Here is a 15,670-nt window from a genome sequence, read left to right on the forward strand (position 1 = left end):
GGAAGCACGTGGCCGGGCGTATCGAGGACTACGCACTCATCGGGGATATGCAGACCGCCGCCCTCGTCTGTAAGGACGGGACGGTCGACTGGCTGTGCCTGCCGCGTTTCGACTCCCATGCCGTCTTCGCCGGTCTGCTCGGCACCGAGGAGCACGGGTTCTGGCGGCTGGGTCCCGCGCACGCCGCCGGAAGCGAGCCGCCGGTCGCCGACCGCCGCCGCTACCGGGGCGACTCGCTCGTCCTGGAGTCGGAGTGGGACACCCCGCGCGGCACGGTCCGCGTGATCGACTTCATGCCGCCGCGGGACGGCGTCCCCCAGCTGGTGCGGATCGTCGAAGGGGTCAGCGGCCGGGTGCCGGTGCGCTCCGCCCTGCGGATGCGCTTCTCGTACGGCTGGGTCGTGCCGTGGGTGCACAAGGTGGACTCGCGGACGGTCGCCGTCGCCGGCCCCGACTCGGTGTGGCTGGACACCGAGGTCGACACCTTCGGCAAGGACCTCACCACCTACGCCGACTTCACCGTCGCCCCCGGCGACCGGATCGCCTTCACCATCAGCTGGCAGCCCTCGCACAAGGAGCCGCCCGCCCTGCCCGAGCCGGAGGCCGCGCTGGAGGCGACCGAGGCGTTCTGGCGGGAGTGGGTCGAGCACTGCACGTACCACGGCCCCTACCGGGACGCGGTCGTCCGCTCGCTGATCACGCTCAAGGCGCTCACCTACGCCCCCACCGGCGGCATCGTCGCGGCGCCCACCACCTCGCTGCCCGAGGACATCGGCGGCGTACGGAACTGGGACTACCGCTTCACCTGGCTGCGGGACGCGGCGATCACCCTGTCCTCCCTGCTGCGCACCGGCTACCGCGAGGAGGCGCGCGCCTGGCGCGAATGGCTGCTGCGCGCGGTCGCGGGCGACCCGGAGAACCTCCAGATCATGTACGGCATCGCGGGTGAGCGCGAGCTGTCCGAGGCCGAGCTGACCTGGCTGCCCGGCTACGAGAACTCCCAGCCGGTCCGGGTCGGCAACGGCGCGGCGGGCCAGCTCCAGCTGGACGTCTACGGCGAGGTCACCGAGGCGCTGCACCTGGCCCATATGACGGGCCTGGCGCGCAACGACTACGCGAGCGTGCTCCAGCTCAAGCTGATCCGCTACCTGGAGGAGCACTGGGACGAGCCCGACGAGGGCATCTGGGAGGTGCGCGGCCCGCGCCGGCACTTCGTGCACTCCAAGGTGATGGCCTGGGTCGCCGTCGACCGCACCGTCAAGCTCATCGAATCGGGCGACGTGGACGGCCCGTTGGACCGCTGGCGGGATCTGCGCGACGAGATCCACCGGGACGTGTGCGAGAAGGGGTACGACGCCGAGCGCAACACCTTCACCCAGTCCTACGGCTCCAAGGAGCTGGACGCCTCCCTGCTGCTCATCCCGCAGATGGGCTTCCTGCCGCCGGACGACAAGCGGGTCATCGGCACCATCGAGGCGATCCAGCGCGAGCTGTCCACCTCCGACGGCTTCGTGATGCGCTACCCGACCGCGGGCGAGGACGCGGGCGTGGACGGCCTGGAGGGCGACGAAGGCGCCTTCCTCGCCTGCTCGTTCTGGCTCGCCGACGACCTGGCGATGATCGGCCGGGTGGACGAGGCCCGCAGGCTCTTCGAGAAGCTGCTCGCCCTCCGCAACGACCTGGGCCTGCTGGCCGAGGAGTGGGACGCGCACCTCCAGCGCCAGGTGGGCAACTTCCCGCAGGCGTTCAGCCATGTCCCGCTGATCGACACCGCCCTGCGGCTGACCGCCTCCGGCGCGTACGGCGGCTGACGCGGCTGCCGTCACACCGGCCCCGCGCAGATGCACGTCGTCGTCCTGGATGCCTCCCGCGAACCGCCCCGGTTCAGCGCGCTGAAGCGGGACATCGACATCGCGCGGCGGCTGCGGGACGCCTGGCAGTGAGGCGCTCGCGGGCGTGGCCCGGGGCACCTCTGAGCGCAATCGACGAGCCGGAGCCGGATGGACACACAAGGAACGATCACCGTGGCGCGGGCGCTGGACCTGCCCGCCCTGCGCCGTGGGCTCCCCGAGGTGGTGACCGGGGGCGAGTTGCTGGACCGGCCGGTGCGCTGGGTGCACGCGGGTGAGGCGCCGAACATCGCCGCCCTGCTCAAGGGCGGCGAGCTGCTGCTGACCACCGGTCTCGGCGTCGGCCCCCGCCCCGCCGAGCAGCGCGCCTTCGTCCGGCGGCTGGCCGAGCGGGGGATCGCGGCGCTGGTGGTGGAGCTGGGGCCGCGGTTCCGTACGCTCCCGGTGGCGGTGGTCGACGCGGCGCGCTCGTGCGGGCTGCCGCTGGTGCAGCTGCATCGCGAGGTGCCGTTCGTGGCGGTCACCGAGGAGATCCACACCGAGATCGTCAACGAGCACTACGCCCTGCTCCAGCAGGCCGACGTCGTGCACCGCCAGGGCACCGAGGTGCTGCTGCGGGGCGGCGGGGTGCCGGAGATCCTGCGGAACTTCGCGGAGTTCGCGGGCAATCCCGTGTTCCTGGAGACCCCCGACGGCCGGCTGCTGTACGCGGCCGGACCCGCGGGCGTACGCCCCGGCGCCACCGATCCGCTCCAGGCGTGGGAGGGGCTGCGGGCCCGCCACGCGGACCGGCCGGACCGGCGGCCGTCCGAGCCGACGGCGGGCAGTGTGCTGGCCGACGTGCCGGGCGGCGGCCAGGGCCCCGGCGCGGTACGGGCCCGGCTGACCGTGCTGCCGGTGGCCGCGCCGCTCGGCCCGGTCCACCGCATCGCCGCCGAGCGGACCGCGGATCTGCTGGCGGTGGTGCTGCTGCGGGCACGTCAGGAGGAGGAGCTGGCGGCGCGCGGCCGGGGCGACTTCCTCACCGATCTCGCGGAGGGGCGCGTCGAACCGTCGGACGCGCCCGCGCAGGCGCGGGTGCTGGGCTTCCGGCCCTCCGGTGACGGCCCGCTGCTGCCGATGGTGATGCGGCTCGCGGAGGACCCGCATCCGCTGAGCGGGAGCGGAAGCGGGGCCGGGGCCGTCGGGACCGCCGGTGGCGGCGGCGCGGAGGGCTGGGCGGCGCTGGCCCACGCGCTGCGGGAGGAGCTGGCGGCGGTGGGCGTGCCGGTGCTGCTGGGCGTACGGCTGCCGGAGGGCCGGGTGCCGCTGCTGGCAGGGTTGCGGACCGCGGCGGACCGCGGCGCGGTGGCGATGCGCGTCGCGGCGGCCCTGCGGGCGGGGGTGGAGCGGGCCTGGCCCGACCGTCCCGCCGGGGCGCACCCGCCCGTGGTGATCGCCGGGCTCGCGGCCGGGTGGGACGCGGTCGGCGGCGAGTTGCGGCACGCGGCGGAGGCGGCGCACGCGGCGCACGGGCTGGCGGACCGGGACTGGTACGACGTGCGCAGCCTGGATGTCGACCTGTTGCTGTGGCGACTGCGGGAGCACGGGGACCTGGCCGCGTTCGTCGACCGGGTGATCGGTCCGCTGCTCGCCCATGACCGCGACGCCCGTCCGCCGCTGGTGCCGACGCTGGAGGCGTATCTGCGGCACGCGGGCCGCAAGGCGGAGACGGCCCGCGCACTGCACCTCAACCGCCAGACGCTGTACGACCGGCTGGCCCGGATCGCCCGGCTGCTCGGCACCGACCTGGAGGACCCCCAGACGGTGCTCGCCCTGGGGGTGGCCCTCCAGGCCCGCCGCCATGTGCGGTGAGGAACCGTGGCCCTAGAACGGGGTCAGGGTGAGGGTGATCCCGGTCGGGGCGGTGTCCTGGATGTACGACGCGAAGTCGGCCACGTCGTCGAAGGCGAAGCCGTACGCCTTGCCGTCGGCCGTCGCCGCGTGCATCGCCTTGGCGTAGTGGTGGGTGATCTGCTCACCGTAGAAGGCGGCCGGGTCGGTCGTCGGCTGGGCGGCGGTGTCGTGCAGCGTGGTGCGGTTGAAGCCCGCGCCGAGAATGGCCGCGACCGGCCCCGTCGTACCGTCGTTGGGCGCGGCCAGGGCGCCGTCGCAGAACAGCACGTCCTTGGTGGACGGCTTGTCGAAGGCGACCGGTGCGGGGCCGGTGAAGGAGAGCCTGCCGCCGCTGACGCGGCCGGTGAAGGTGCCCGCGTTGGTGGTGACCTTGAGGTCCTTCGAGGCGTAGGCGTCCCAGACGCGGTCGATGTAGGACGCGAAGTAGTCCTGCGGGAACAGCCCCGCGCCCAGGCCGTGGCCGGGCGCGACGACCCGCAGGTCGTCCCCGATGACCAGCGGCTCGAACGCCTCGACCGCGCGGAGGTCGGAGAAGACCTTGGCGCGGGCGCCGTCCTTGAGGGTGCCGGTCGTCTGGTCCTTGGCGCCGGTGAGACGGATGGCGAGCGGGACGCTGAACATGTCGACCATGGTGGTGTTGCAGAACATGCCGGAGGCGTTGAAGGTGAACTCCGCGCAGTCGTGCATGACCTGGTAGTTCGGGTCGCCGGACACCCAGCCCGCCGGGTACTGGAGCGCGGCCTTGCCCGCCCCGTCCGTCACCACCTTGAACTTGAGCTTGGCGCCCAGCGCGACATAGATCCGGCCGGACATCCGGGGCAGCGTCAGCTTCGTGTCGCCGTTTCCGGCTAGCGGGATGGCGTAGTCGGCGAAGCCGTCGGCGCCGTTGTCGGAGAGCGCGACGGGGGCGAGGGTGCCGTCGGGGGTGACGCGGACCTGCTGGTTGTCGGCGTTGCCGACGATGTAGAGCCATATCGACGCGTTGCCGAACTGGCCGGTCTTGTTGGCGACCGTGAGGGGAAGCGTTTCGGCACTCGTCAGGGCCTGACTCGTCAGGGCCTGCGCCCTGCTGCCGAGCATGAGCCCGGTGCCCGCGGCAGCGGCGGAAGCGGCGATTCCACTCAGCAGCATTCTGCGTGTGATCATGACAATGCACTCCTCGGCGTAGTGGGGGTTGCCGGGACATGACAGGAAAAGCGACACGAGGAAAGGCGCGCGCCGTCAGAGAGCGCTCTCTCGGTCCACCGCGCAGCACCCTGCCGATCGGCGACCGGGGGCGTCAACCCCCTGCGCGCAGAAAGGTCTGCACCAATTCGTCGTAGACGCTGAGGACATGGGCCACCGTGTCGTCCTCCGTCGGCCACTCCACGGTCCGCGTCCGCCCCGCCGCGGTCAGCTCCGCGCGCCGCCCGGGGTCGCCCAGCAGCCGGATCACCGCGTCGGCCAGGGCGTCGGGGTCGCCGTACGGGACGAGTTCGGCGGCGTCCCCCACCAGTTCGGGCACCCCGCCCACCGCCGTGGCGACCAGCGGAACCCCCGCGTGCAGCGCCTCCTGGGCCAGCAGCGAGCGCGCCTCCCAGCGGCTGGACAGCACGCAGACATCGGCGACCGCCAGCAACTCCGGTACGTCGTCCCGGCGGCCGAGCAGCCGCACCGGGAGGCCCTCGGCGTCGATCCGGCGCTGCAACACCGCACGGTCCGGCCCCTCCCCCGCGATCGCCAGCAGCGGCGGCGGGTCCAAGGTGCGCCAGCGGCGCGCCGCGTCCAGCAGCGCGCCGTGGCCCGTGGCGGCGTCCAGACGGCCGACCGCGAGCAGCAGGGCCCGCTCCACCGCGCCCAGTTCCGCGCGCGCCTTCTGGCGGGCACCGTCGCCCGTCTCGGGCGCGGGGCGCGGCGCGGGCACCGCGACCGGCGCGAGCCGGGCGTCGCGCGCCCCACGGTCACGGGCCCGGTCCACCAGGTCCGAGGACACGCCCAGCACCACCGAGGCGGCACGTGCCACCCGCCGCTCCATCATCCGCACGACGCGGCCCCGCGGCCCCTCGGCCTCCCGCTTGGTGTGCCAGGTGACGACGAGCGGGACCCCCCGGCCGCGCAGCGCGAGCGCGGCCAGCAGACCGGGCCACAGGCCGTGCGCGTGCACCAGCCCCGCGCCGACGGACGCCGTACGGATCGACGCGATGCTCCCGGCGTCCGTACGGCCGTCGAGCGGCGCGAACCGGGCGCCCGCCTCCGTGAAGCCGTACCCCTGCTGGGCGCTCCAGGGCCCGCACACGGTCACCCGCAGCCCCCGCGCCACCAGCCCGGCCGACAGCGACCGCACATGCACCCCGCTGCCCGAACTGCCCTCGCCCAGCACCTGAACGGCGTGCAGCGACGGCTGCCCGTGCGGCGGGACCGGTGTGTTGCTCACGGTACTGCTCACTCGGGCGGAGCTCCTGGGGCGGTGTCGGAGGTGCGGTTGCTGCGCTGCTCTTTGCTCCGCCAAGAATGCCAGCCTTCGCGGTGCGCTCGCCGCAACGTTCCCATGCCACACCCGCCTAGCGCTCGCCCGTACGTCCGCAGCACCACCCATATGGGTGACCTCGATGGCATTCCCCCTCCCCAATCCGGCAGCTTGCCCAGGCCCCCGGCGCGCCCCCGGCAACACTCGCACCCGGGCTGGGGGCTGAGGCCAAGCCCCGGCAGGGCCCGGAGACCAAGCCCGGGGATGGGGGACCCGGCGAGTCGGGGCGAGAGCCCGGGAGGGGGCAAGCCACGGCGGGCCCGTGGGCGGGGGGCCAGGGGCGGAGCCCCGGCGGGGCCGGGCGGCGCCCGGTTCGGGAAGGGGCGGGGTGGGGAAAGGCCCCCCGGTCAGCGGCCCGTGCGGGCAGCCTCCAGCAGCTCCTCCGCGTGGGCCCGGGCCAGCTCCGAGTCCTCCTGGCCCGCCAGCATCCGGGACAGCTCCCGGACCCGGTCCTCGCCCTCCATGGCCTTCACGCCGCTGCGCGTCACCGCCCCGTCGTTCGTCTTCTCCACCACCAGGTGCCGGTCCGCGAAGGCCGCGACCTGGGGCAGGTGGGTGACGACCACCACCTGGGCGGAGCGGGCGAGCCGGGCCAGCCGGCGGCCGACCTCGACCGCGGCCTTGCCGCCGACGCCCGCGTCCACCTCGTCGAAGAGATACGTCGGTACGGGGTCGGAGCCCGCGAAGACGACCTCGACCGCGAGCATCACCCGGGACAGCTCACCGCCCGAGGCGCCCTTGGCGATGGGGCGGGGCGGGGCGCCGGGGTGGGGGGCGAGCAGCAGCTCGACCTCGTCGGCGCCGTGCGGACCGTACGCCACCGCGCGCCCGCCGACCTCGACGCCGGACGCCTCGTCCGCGGCCTCGGTCTGACGGATCGCGAACGTCACCCGGGCGTGCGGCATCGCGAGGGAGGCCAGCTCCTCGGTGACGGCGTCGGCGAAGCGCGCAGCGGCCTCCGTACGGGCGTCGGTGAGCGCCTGGGCCAGCCCGCCCAGGTCGGCGCGGAGGGCGTCACGTTCGGCGGTCAGCTCGCCGATGCGGTCGTCGTCGCCGTCCAGTTCGGCGAGCCGGGCGGCGCCCTGCTCGGCCCAGGCCAGCACGTCGCTGATGTTCTCGCCGTACTTGCGGGTCAGCTGGGCCAGCGCGGCGCGGCGCTCCTCGACGGCGGCGAGCCGCAGCGGGTCGGCGTCCAGATCGTCGGCGTACCCGGCCAGTTCACCGGCCACGTCGGACAGCAGGATGCCCACCTCGCCGATGCGGTCGGCGAGCCCGGCGAGGGCGGGGTCGTGGGAGCGGACCGCCTCCAGGGCGCGGTGCGCGCCACCGACGAGGGTGGCGGCGTCCACGCCCTCGGGGTCCTCCGGGTTGCCCGCGAGGGCGGTGTGCGCGAGGGCGGCGGCGGACGCGAGGGCCTCGGCGTGGCCCAGCCGCTCGGCCTCGGCGGCGAGTTCGTCGTCCTCGCCCGCCCGCGGCTCGGCGGCGGCGACCTCCTCCAGGCCGAAGCGCAGCAGGTCGGCCTCCTGTTCCCGCTCGCGCGCCCGAGTGGTCAGCTCGTCCAGTTCGGCGGCGACGGCGCGCAGCCGCCGGTAGGCGCCCGCGTACTTCTCCAGCGGCCCGGCGACGGCGGCTCCCGCGTACCGGTCGAGCGCCTGGCGCTGCCGGGCGGGCCGCATCAGGCCCTGCTGGTCGGTCTGGCCGTGGACGGCCACCAGGTCGTCGGCCAGCTCCCCGAGCAGCCCCACAGGCACAGACCGGCCACCTACATGGGCGCGGGACCGCCCTTCGGCCGAGAGGGTACGACTGATCAGCAGCGCCCCGTCGTCGAGTTCGGCACCCGCCTCCTCGGCCCGTACGGCGACGGGCGAGCGGGCGTCGACCGTGATCCGGCCCTCGACGACCGCCGCCTTGGCGCCGATGCGCACCAGGGCGGCGTCGGCGCGGCCGCCGAGCAGCAGTCCGAGACTGGTGACGACCATGGTCTTGCCCGCGCCGGTCTCGCCGGTTACCGCGGTGAAGCCGGGTGACAGCTCGACCACGGCATCGTCGATGACACCCAGGGCACGTATCCGCATCTCCTCCAGCACGTGCAAGACCATACGAGGTTTACCGGCCACCTCGCGACGGCCACCCCTGGGGACGGCCCCACCCCTACCCAGGGTGAACGCGGGATTGCCCGGTCACCTCCCCCTCACCAACGCCGGGGGCGTACCGGATGTACCCCCTCGAAAGGGTTTCCCTATGCCGCCGCCGTCGCCCCCGTGCGCCACACGGACGGCGTGTGGCGCACGGGCGGCTGGTGCGGCGCACGGACGGCTAGTGCGGCGCCCCGCGCCAGCCCGCCACCGGCAGCGCGAACTTCGCCACCAGCCGGTCGGTGAACGACGCGTGGTGCAGCCGGGCCAGCCGGACCGGCACCGCTCCCCTGCGCACCTCCACCCGCGCCCCGGCGGGCAGCTCCACGGTGCGCCGCCCGTCGCACCACAGCACCCCGTGCGGGGTCTGCGGCTGCACCTCGACCGCGAGCACCGACTCCGGCGTCGTCACCAGCGGCTTCGCGAACAGGGCGTGCGCGCTGATCGGGACCATCAGCAGCGCCTCGACCTCGGGCCACACCACGGGGCCACCGGCCGAGAAGGCGTACGCCGTCGAGCCGGTCGGGGTCGCGCACACCACGCCGTCGCCGCCGAAGCGGGAGACCGGGCGGCCGTCGACCTCGGTGACGACCTCCAGCAGCCGCTCGCGCGCCGCCTTCTCGACCGACGCCTCGTTCAGCGCCCAGTCGGTGTGCACGATGTGCCCGTCGTTGCGGACCAGCACATCGATGGTCATGCGCTCCTCGACCTCGTACTGGCGGCTCACCACCCGGTCCACGACCTTGTCCAGGTCGTCCCGCTCGGCCTCGGCCAGGAAGCCGACCCGGCCCAGGTTGACGCCGAGCATCGGCACGCCGGAGATGCGCGAGAACTCCGCGCCGCGCAGCAGCGTCCCGTCCCCGCCGAGCACCACCAGCAGTTCACAGCCATCGAGTACGTCACGGCCCGCGTCGACCAGTTCGACGGCGGGCGGCAGCGGCAGGTCCGCGGCCTCCGCGGCGAGCACCCGCACCCCGATGCCGCTGCGCAGCAGCCCCTGGACGACGAGTTCCGCACTGCGGATGGCCGCCGGGCGGCCGGTGTGCGCAAGCAGGAAGACGGTACGGTCGGCTGTCGCCTCGGTCGTCGGCTTGTCCCCCGTCTCCGCCGCCGACTCCGCCTTCGCCGCTGGTTCTGAAGTGGTCAACTGGGCCCCTCCGCCACTGCACGGTCAACATCGTCCGGGTCCAGTGCCGGCGCCCCGGCGCGCATCCACAAAAAGTACTCGACGTTCCCCGACGGCCCCGGCAGCGGGCTGGCGGTCACGCCGAGTACGCCCAGCCCCAGGTCCGCCGCCTGATGAGCCACCGTCCGCACCGCCTCGGCACGCAGCTCGGCGCTGCGGACGACACCACCGCTGCCGAGCCGTTCCTTGCCGACCTCGAACTGTGGCTTGACCATCAGCACCAGATCGGCGTCGGGCGCGGTGCAGCGCACCAGGGCGGGCAACACCAGCCCGAGCGGAATGAAGGAGAGATCCCCGACGACAAGGTCCACGGGCTCGCCTCCCATCTGCTCCGGCGTCAGCTCGCGTACGTTCGTACGGTCAAGAACGGTCACGCGTTCATCACTTTGCAAAGACCACGCAAGTTGCCCATAACCGACGTCCGCGGCGACGACGTGGGCGGCGCCCGCGCGCAGCAGGACGTCGGTGAAACCGCCGGTGGAGGCGCCCGCGTCCAGCGCCCGGCGGCCTGCGACGGTCAGCCCGGAACCGGAGACCGGGGTGGGGTCCGTGGTCCGCCCCGCCCCCTCGCGGTACTCCTCGCTGAAGGCGTACAGCGCGCCCGCGAGCTTGTGGCCGCCGCGCGAGACATAGTCCGGATCGCTGTCGTCCTTGATCACGACGACCGCGGCACTGGTCTCGACCTGCGTCGCGGCCTTGGTCGCGGTGGCCCCGCCGACGGTCACACGGCCCGCCGCGATCAGCTGGCTCGCGTGCTCGCGCGAACGGGCCAGCTTGCGGCGCACCAGCTCCGCGTCGAGTCGTACGCGTCGTGGGCGGGTCACTGCCACGGGTGGTTCAGCTCCTGGGGTCGGCCGTATGGGGTCTTACGGGGAGGGGGCGGCGGGCGGGGCCGGAGGTCCGGGCCGCCGGTCGAGTGCCGTCAGCGTGTCGCGCAGGCCCCGGTGCACATCCTCGTACACCTCCAGATGGCTGCTCACCGGGAGGTCGTCCGCGTCGGCCAGCCGGTCGAGCCGGGCGTCGACGTCGGGGACGCCGGTGGGCGTACGGCCGACACCGAGCGGAGCCGGATCGGCGGGCCCGGGCGGCGCCTCCCTGGGAGCCCCCTCGGCCGCCTCCCCAGGCACCTCCCCGGCGGCCTCCACCGGCGCCTCGGAGGGCCCGGGGACCGCCTGAGCAGGCCCCGGGTCCGGCTCCCCGGCCGCCTCCGCGCCCGGCTCGTCCGCCCCCGGCTCCTGCTCAGGCCCGGGCCGCACGCCCGGCATCGGCTCACTCATGCCCCCGACGCTACCGCGAAGAGGGCTCGTCCCGACGGGGCGCGACCTGGGGTACCGTCGTCGGCGATGGCCACCTTGGAACAGTGCCGTGACGCACTCGACAAACTGGCGGAGAACCTCGCGGGCGCGAACGGGGACCTCCGCAGCGCCGCCGCGCTCGATCGCTCCGTGAGCTGCTGGATCACCGACCTCGACACGACCTTCATGGGCCGTCTCGCGGAGAGCCGCATCGAGGACGTGACGACCGCGCCCGGCCCCCCGGCGGAACGCGCCCAGATCCGGCTGACCATGTCCGGCGACGACCTGGTGGCCCTGGTCGACGGCGAGCTGCACTTCGCCCGGGCCTGGGGCAGCGGCCGGGTCAAACTGGAGGCCGGGCTGCTCGACCTGCTGCGGCTGCGGAAGCTGCTCTAGCGTCGCGTACGGGCCGCGGCCCTCAGGACTCCGTCGCCGCGGCGGCCAGCGGCTCATCCGCCGCATCCGCGGCCTTACGGGACTGGCGGGCGGCCGGTATGACCAGCGGCGTCCCCGTCTCCGGGTCGTCGATGACCTGGCAGCGCAGCCCGAAGACCCGCTCCACCAGCTCCGCCGTGACGATGTCCCCCGGCGCGCCCTCCGCGACGATCTCGCCGCCCCGCATCGCGATCAGATGCGTGGCGTAGCGGGCGGCGTGGTTCAGGTCGTGCAGCACCGCGACGAGGGTGCGGCCCTGCTCCTCGTGGAGCTGGGCGCACAGGTCGAGGACGTCGATCTGGTGCTGGATGTCCAGGTACGTCGTGGGCTCGTCCAGGAGCAGCAGCGGGGTCTGCTGGGCGATGGCCATGGCGATCCACACCCGCTGGCGCTGCCCGCCGGACAGTTCGTCGACGAAGCGATCCCCCAGCTCCGCCACGCCGGTCGCCGCCATCGACTCCTGAACGATCCGCTCGTCCGTCTCCGACCACTGCCGCAGCAGCCCCTGGTGCGGGTAGCGGCCACGGGCGACGAGGTCGGCGACGGTGATCCCGTCCGGGGCGATGGACGACTGCGGCAGCAGGCCGAGGGTGCGGGCGACCTTCTTGGCGGGCAGCGAACCGATCACCTCGCCGTCCAGCAGCACCGACCCCGCCGTCGGCTTGAGCATCCGGGACAGGGCGCGCAGCAGGGTGGACTTGCCGCAGGCGTTGGGCCCGACGATCACCGTGAAGGAGTGGTCGGGAATGGTGACCGACAGGTTCTCGGCGACGGTGCGCCGGTCGTACGCGAGGGTCAGCCCCTCGGCGGTGAGCCGCTGCCGGTCCGTCGTCTTGTCGCTGGTGCTGTTGCTGCTGGAAGCCACGGTCTGCCCGGTGTCCTTTTCCCTGTAGCCCTTGTAGCCGTTGTAGCCCTTGTCGCTCTCGCCGCTCGTACGGCCCTTGCCGCTCCTGCGGCCCTCGTCGCCCGCCCGCATGCGTTCCGTCATATCCGCCCCGCCTTGCGCTCGGTCACCAGCAGCCACACCAGATAGCCGCCGCCCAGCATCGCGGTCAGCGCCCCGACCGGCAGCTGGTCGGCGCCGAAGGCCCGCTGCGCGGACCAGTCGGCGGTGACCAGCAGGGCCGCGCCCATCCAGGCCGCGGGGAGCAGGTTGGGACCGGCCGAACGGGTGAGCCTGCGGGCCAGTTGCGGGGCGACGAGCGCCACGAAGGAGACGGGCCCGGCAGCGGCCGTGGCGGAGGCGGTCAGCAGGACGCCCGCGAACATCAGCACCAGCCGGGTCCGTTCGACCCGCACCCCGAGGGCGTACGCGCTGTCGTCGCCCATTTCCAGCATCCGCAGGCCCCGCGCCTGCCCGAGGACCAGGGGCAGGAGGACCGCGCACACGCAGGCCAGCGGCCAGACCTGGTTCCAGTCGCGCCCGTTGAGCGAGCCGGTCAGCCACACCACCGCGCGGGTGGCGTCGGGGAGGTCGGCCTTGGTGAGCAGATAGCCGTTGACGGCGGCGAGCATCGCGGTGGCGCCGATGCCGACCAGCACCAGCCGGTAGCCGTGGACGCCCCGCCGCCAGGCCAGCACGTAGACCCCGACCCCGGTCAGCAGACCGCCAAGGATCGCACCGGCGGCGACCTCGGTCGGGTTGCCCTGGAAGAGGACGATCACGGTGAGCGCCCCGGCCGCCGACCCCTGCCCGAAGCCGATCACGTCCGGACTGCCCAGCGGATTGCGGGAGATGGACTGGAAGACCGCCCCGGCCAGCCCGAGCGCCGCGCCGACCAGCAGCCCGACCAGGACGCGCGGCAGCCGCAGGTCGTGGACGATGAAGTCCTGGGCCATGGTGCCGTTCCCGGCCAGGGTATTGAGCACATCGGCGGGGGCCATGGGGAAGTCGCCGGTGCCGATCAGGACCACGCTCATCGCCAGCGCCACGGCGAGCAGCAGCAGCCCCACGACCGCGCCGCGGACGTCCAGGCGCAGCGAGAGGCCGCCGGTGCGCAGCGTGACTCCGCTCGTCCTGGGCGTGGTGCGCTTGCTCGCGTTCACAGTTGGGCCATCCTTCGGCGGCGTACGAGGTAGAGGAAGACGGGCCCGCCGACGAGCGAGGTGACGACGCCGACCTGGAGTTCGGCGGGCCGGGCGAGGACCCGCCCGATCACGTCGGAGCCCAGCAGCAGGACGGGCGACAGCACGGCGGCGTACGGCAGCGTCCACCGCACATCGGGTCCGGTGAGCGCCCGGACCAGGTGCGGAACCATCAGCCCCACGAACGCGATCGGCCCGCAGGCGGCGGTCGCGGCCCCGCACAGCAGGGTGACGGCCAGCATGGACATCGCCCGGGTGCGGACCAGGTTGGTGCCGAGGGCGCGCGCGGTGTCGTCGCCGAGCGCCACCGCGTTCAGCGAACGGCCGAGCAGCAGCGCCAGCACCGCGCCGACCAGGAGGAACGGGGCCACCTGCCGGACCACGGTCATATTGGCGGAGGCGAGCGAACCGACCGTCCAGAAGCGCATCTTGTCGAGCGCCGCGCTGTCCAGCAGCTGTACGGCGTTGATGTAGCCGTAGAGCGCCGCGTACACGGCCGTACCGGCGAGCGCGAGCCGCACCGGCGTGGCGCCCCGGCTGCCGCCGAGCGCGTACACCAGCACGGAGGCGACAGCGGTGCCGAGGAAGGCGAACCACACATAGCCGGTCAGGGAGGTGACGCCGAGAAAGCTGATCGCCGAGACGACGGAGGCGGACGCGCCCGCGTTCAGCCCCAACAGCCCGGGGTCGGCGAGCGGGTTACGGGTGAGGGCCTGGATGACCGCGCCCGCGAGCCCGAGGCCGACGCCGACGAGCAGCCCGAGGAGGGTGCGCGGCAGCCGTACGTCCTTGATCACCACATCGGTGTCGCTGCTGGTGTAGTGGGTCAGCCCGTGCCAGACGTCCCCGAGCGCGATCGGCTTGGCGCCGATCGCGATGCTGGCGGCCGCGACGGCCACCAGCGCGCAGAGGGAGACGACGAGCCCGGCCGCTCGGCGTGCGGTGTGCCGGCGGGGTGGCGGGGCCGCCGTATCGGTCGCTGTCTCGGGTCCGGCTTTCGCCGGACTGACCAGGGTCACGCGGAACTCCACCTCACAGCACGGCCGATCAAGACTTAGGTTAGGTTACCCTAAGCCGTGCATGCGACACCCGGACGGGTCCCCCGCCCCGGCCACATCACCCCAGGCCCCGGCCTCGTCACGCCCCCTGGCGGGGTTCGCTCACCACCCCGGCCGGGTCGAGCCCGAGCCGGGTCACACCCCCCAGCGGGGTCACAGCCCCCAGCGGGGTCACAGCCCCAGCCGAGCCAATGCCTTCCCCGCGTCCGCGCCGCTCACACCCTCCCCCGCCTCGTTCCAGGCCGCCGCGCACAGTGCCCGCAGCCCGTCCAGCGGCTCATCGCCGTCCCCCTCCAGCAGCAGCGCGCCGTCGCCCACCCGCGCCGTCCAACCGCCGCACCGGAAGCCGCCGTCGGACGGCTCGACGACCGGCTGGGGCGTGAGCAGCCCCCGCAAGTCGCGGTCCACATAGGCGGGACGGTGCTTGGGCTCCGCGGCCAGCAGCTGCGCCGGGGTCGTCACCCCGGTCAGCACGAGGAGCGAGTCGACCCCGCCCGCGTACGCCCCCTCGATATCGGTGTCCAGCCGGTCCCCCACCACCAACGGCCGCCGGGCCCCGGTCCGCAGGATCGTCTCGCGGTGCATCGGCGGCAGCGGCTTCCCCGCGACCTGCGGGTCCTGGCCCGTCACGATCCGTACGACCTCCACGCCCGCGCCGTTGCCCGGCGCGATCCCGCGGCCGCTCGGAATCGTCAGGTCCGTGTTGGACGCGTACCACGGCACCCCGCGCGCCACCGCGTAGCCCGCCTCCATCAGCCGCGCCCACGGCATGTCCGGCCCGCCGTACCCCTGGACCACCGCCGCCGGGTCGTCGTCGGCGGACTCCACCGGCAGCAACCCGCGCTCGCGCAGCGCCACCCGCAGCCCCTCGCCGCCGATCACCAGTACCCGCGCGGCCTGCGGCAGCTGCTCGGAGATCAGCCGGGCGACGGCCTGCGCCGAGGTGATCACGTCCTCGGCCCCGGCGGGCACCCCGAGCCGGGTCAGATGCTCGGCGACGGCCTGCGGCGTGCGCAGCGCGTTGTTGGTCACATACGCCAGCCGCATCCCGCCGTCCCGCGCGGTGCCGAGCGACTCCACGGCGTACGTGATGGCCTCGCCACCCGCGTACACCACCCCGTCGAGGTCCAGCAGCGCGGTGTCGTACGCCTCGTTCAGCGACCGCTGGCTGCCCTCGGGCGCGATCCGGACGGTCTGGTTCATGGGGGGACACTCTCCTCGCAG

13 protein-coding genes are annotated in these 15,670 nt (G+C 74.0%); 3 read left to right on the forward strand and 10 right to left on the reverse strand.

The window, feature by feature from the left end; translation table 11 throughout:
• The first annotated feature begins 47 nt into the window (after positions 1-47).
• Positions 48-1,811, forward strand: coding sequence for a glycoside hydrolase family 15 protein (locus tag HYQ63_RS09975; protein ID WP_306664878.1), 1,764 nt, complete (start codon positions 48-50; stop codon positions 1,809-1,811).
• A gap of 189 nt (positions 1,812-2,000) precedes the next feature.
• A complete protein-coding gene (locus HYQ63_RS09980) occupies positions 2,001-3,704 on the forward strand; it encodes a PucR family transcriptional regulator (protein ID WP_179933493.1) in 1,704 nt (567 codons plus the stop codon).
• 12 nt (positions 3,705-3,716) lie between these two features.
• Here the strand turns inward: HYQ63_RS09980 and HYQ63_RS09985 are convergent, their stop codons facing one another.
• The 6 genes from HYQ63_RS09985 to HYQ63_RS45965 form a co-directional block, all read right to left on the reverse strand.
• Positions 3,717-4,892 carry a glycoside hydrolase family 64 protein gene (locus HYQ63_RS09985; RefSeq protein WP_179933494.1) on the reverse strand — a complete coding sequence of 392 codons (1,176 nt, stop codon included), beginning with the start codon at positions 4,890-4,892 and terminating at the stop codon, positions 3,717-3,719.
• 133 nt (positions 4,893-5,025) lie between these two features.
• On the reverse strand, positions 5,026-6,159 hold the full coding sequence (locus HYQ63_RS09990; RefSeq protein ID WP_179933495.1) for a glycosyltransferase family 4 protein: 1,134 nt from the start codon (positions 6,157-6,159) through the stop codon (positions 5,026-5,028).
• A gap of 440 nt (positions 6,160-6,599) precedes the next feature.
• Positions 6,600-8,351, reverse strand: a complete 1,752-nt coding sequence (gene recN, locus HYQ63_RS09995) for a DNA repair protein RecN (protein ID WP_179933496.1) — start codon at positions 8,349-8,351, stop codon at positions 6,600-6,602.
• 217 nt (positions 8,352-8,568) lie between these two features.
• Positions 8,569-9,534 carry an NAD kinase gene (locus tag HYQ63_RS10000; RefSeq protein WP_123098873.1) on the reverse strand — a complete coding sequence of 322 codons (966 nt, stop codon included), beginning with the start codon at positions 9,532-9,534 and terminating at the stop codon, positions 8,569-8,571.
• Positions 9,531-10,397, reverse strand: coding sequence for a TlyA family RNA methyltransferase (locus HYQ63_RS10005; RefSeq protein WP_179939927.1), 867 nt, complete (start codon positions 10,395-10,397; stop codon positions 9,531-9,533). The genes HYQ63_RS10000 and HYQ63_RS10005 overlap by 4 nt, the downstream gene beginning before the upstream one ends.
• A gap of 42 nt (positions 10,398-10,439) precedes the next feature.
• Positions 10,440-10,850: a hypothetical protein gene (locus HYQ63_RS45965; RefSeq protein ID WP_179933497.1), complete on the reverse strand. Its 411-nt coding sequence runs from the start codon at positions 10,848-10,850 to the stop codon at positions 10,440-10,442.
• Positions 10,851-10,916: 66 nt separating this feature from the next.
• Between HYQ63_RS45965 and HYQ63_RS10015 the strand changes: the two genes are divergently transcribed.
• A complete protein-coding gene (locus HYQ63_RS10015) occupies positions 10,917-11,264 on the forward strand; it encodes a sterol-binding protein (RefSeq protein WP_179933498.1) in 348 nt (115 codons plus the stop codon).
• A 22-nt stretch (positions 11,265-11,286) separates the two neighbouring features.
• Here the strand turns inward: HYQ63_RS10015 and HYQ63_RS10020 are convergent, their stop codons facing one another.
• The 4 genes from HYQ63_RS10020 to HYQ63_RS10035 form a co-directional block, all read right to left on the reverse strand.
• Complete coding sequence (locus tag HYQ63_RS10020) at positions 11,287-12,291, reverse strand: ABC transporter ATP-binding protein (RefSeq protein WP_257231778.1); 1,005 nt, start codon at positions 12,289-12,291, stop codon at positions 11,287-11,289.
• Positions 12,288-13,349, reverse strand: coding sequence for an iron chelate uptake ABC transporter family permease subunit (locus HYQ63_RS10025; protein WP_179933499.1), 1,062 nt, complete (start codon positions 13,347-13,349; stop codon positions 12,288-12,290). Before HYQ63_RS10025 ends, HYQ63_RS10020 begins: the two co-directional genes overlap by 4 nt.
• The gene (locus HYQ63_RS10030) at positions 13,346-14,407 is read right to left on the reverse strand and encodes an iron ABC transporter permease (protein ID WP_179933500.1); all 1,062 of its coding nucleotides are present in this window, start codon (positions 14,405-14,407) and stop codon (positions 13,346-13,348) included. Before HYQ63_RS10030 ends, HYQ63_RS10025 begins: the two co-directional genes overlap by 4 nt.
• Before the next feature lie 210 nt (positions 14,408-14,617).
• On the reverse strand, positions 14,618-15,649 hold the full coding sequence (locus HYQ63_RS10035) for an HAD-IIA family hydrolase (RefSeq protein WP_179933501.1): 1,032 nt from the start codon (positions 15,647-15,649) through the stop codon (positions 14,618-14,620).
• Positions 15,650-15,670: the final 21 nt, after the last annotated feature.

Source organism: Streptomyces sp. Rer75, from assembly GCF_013414305.1.
GTDB lineage: Bacteria > Actinomycetota > Actinomycetes > Streptomycetales > Streptomycetaceae > Streptomyces > Streptomyces himastatinicus.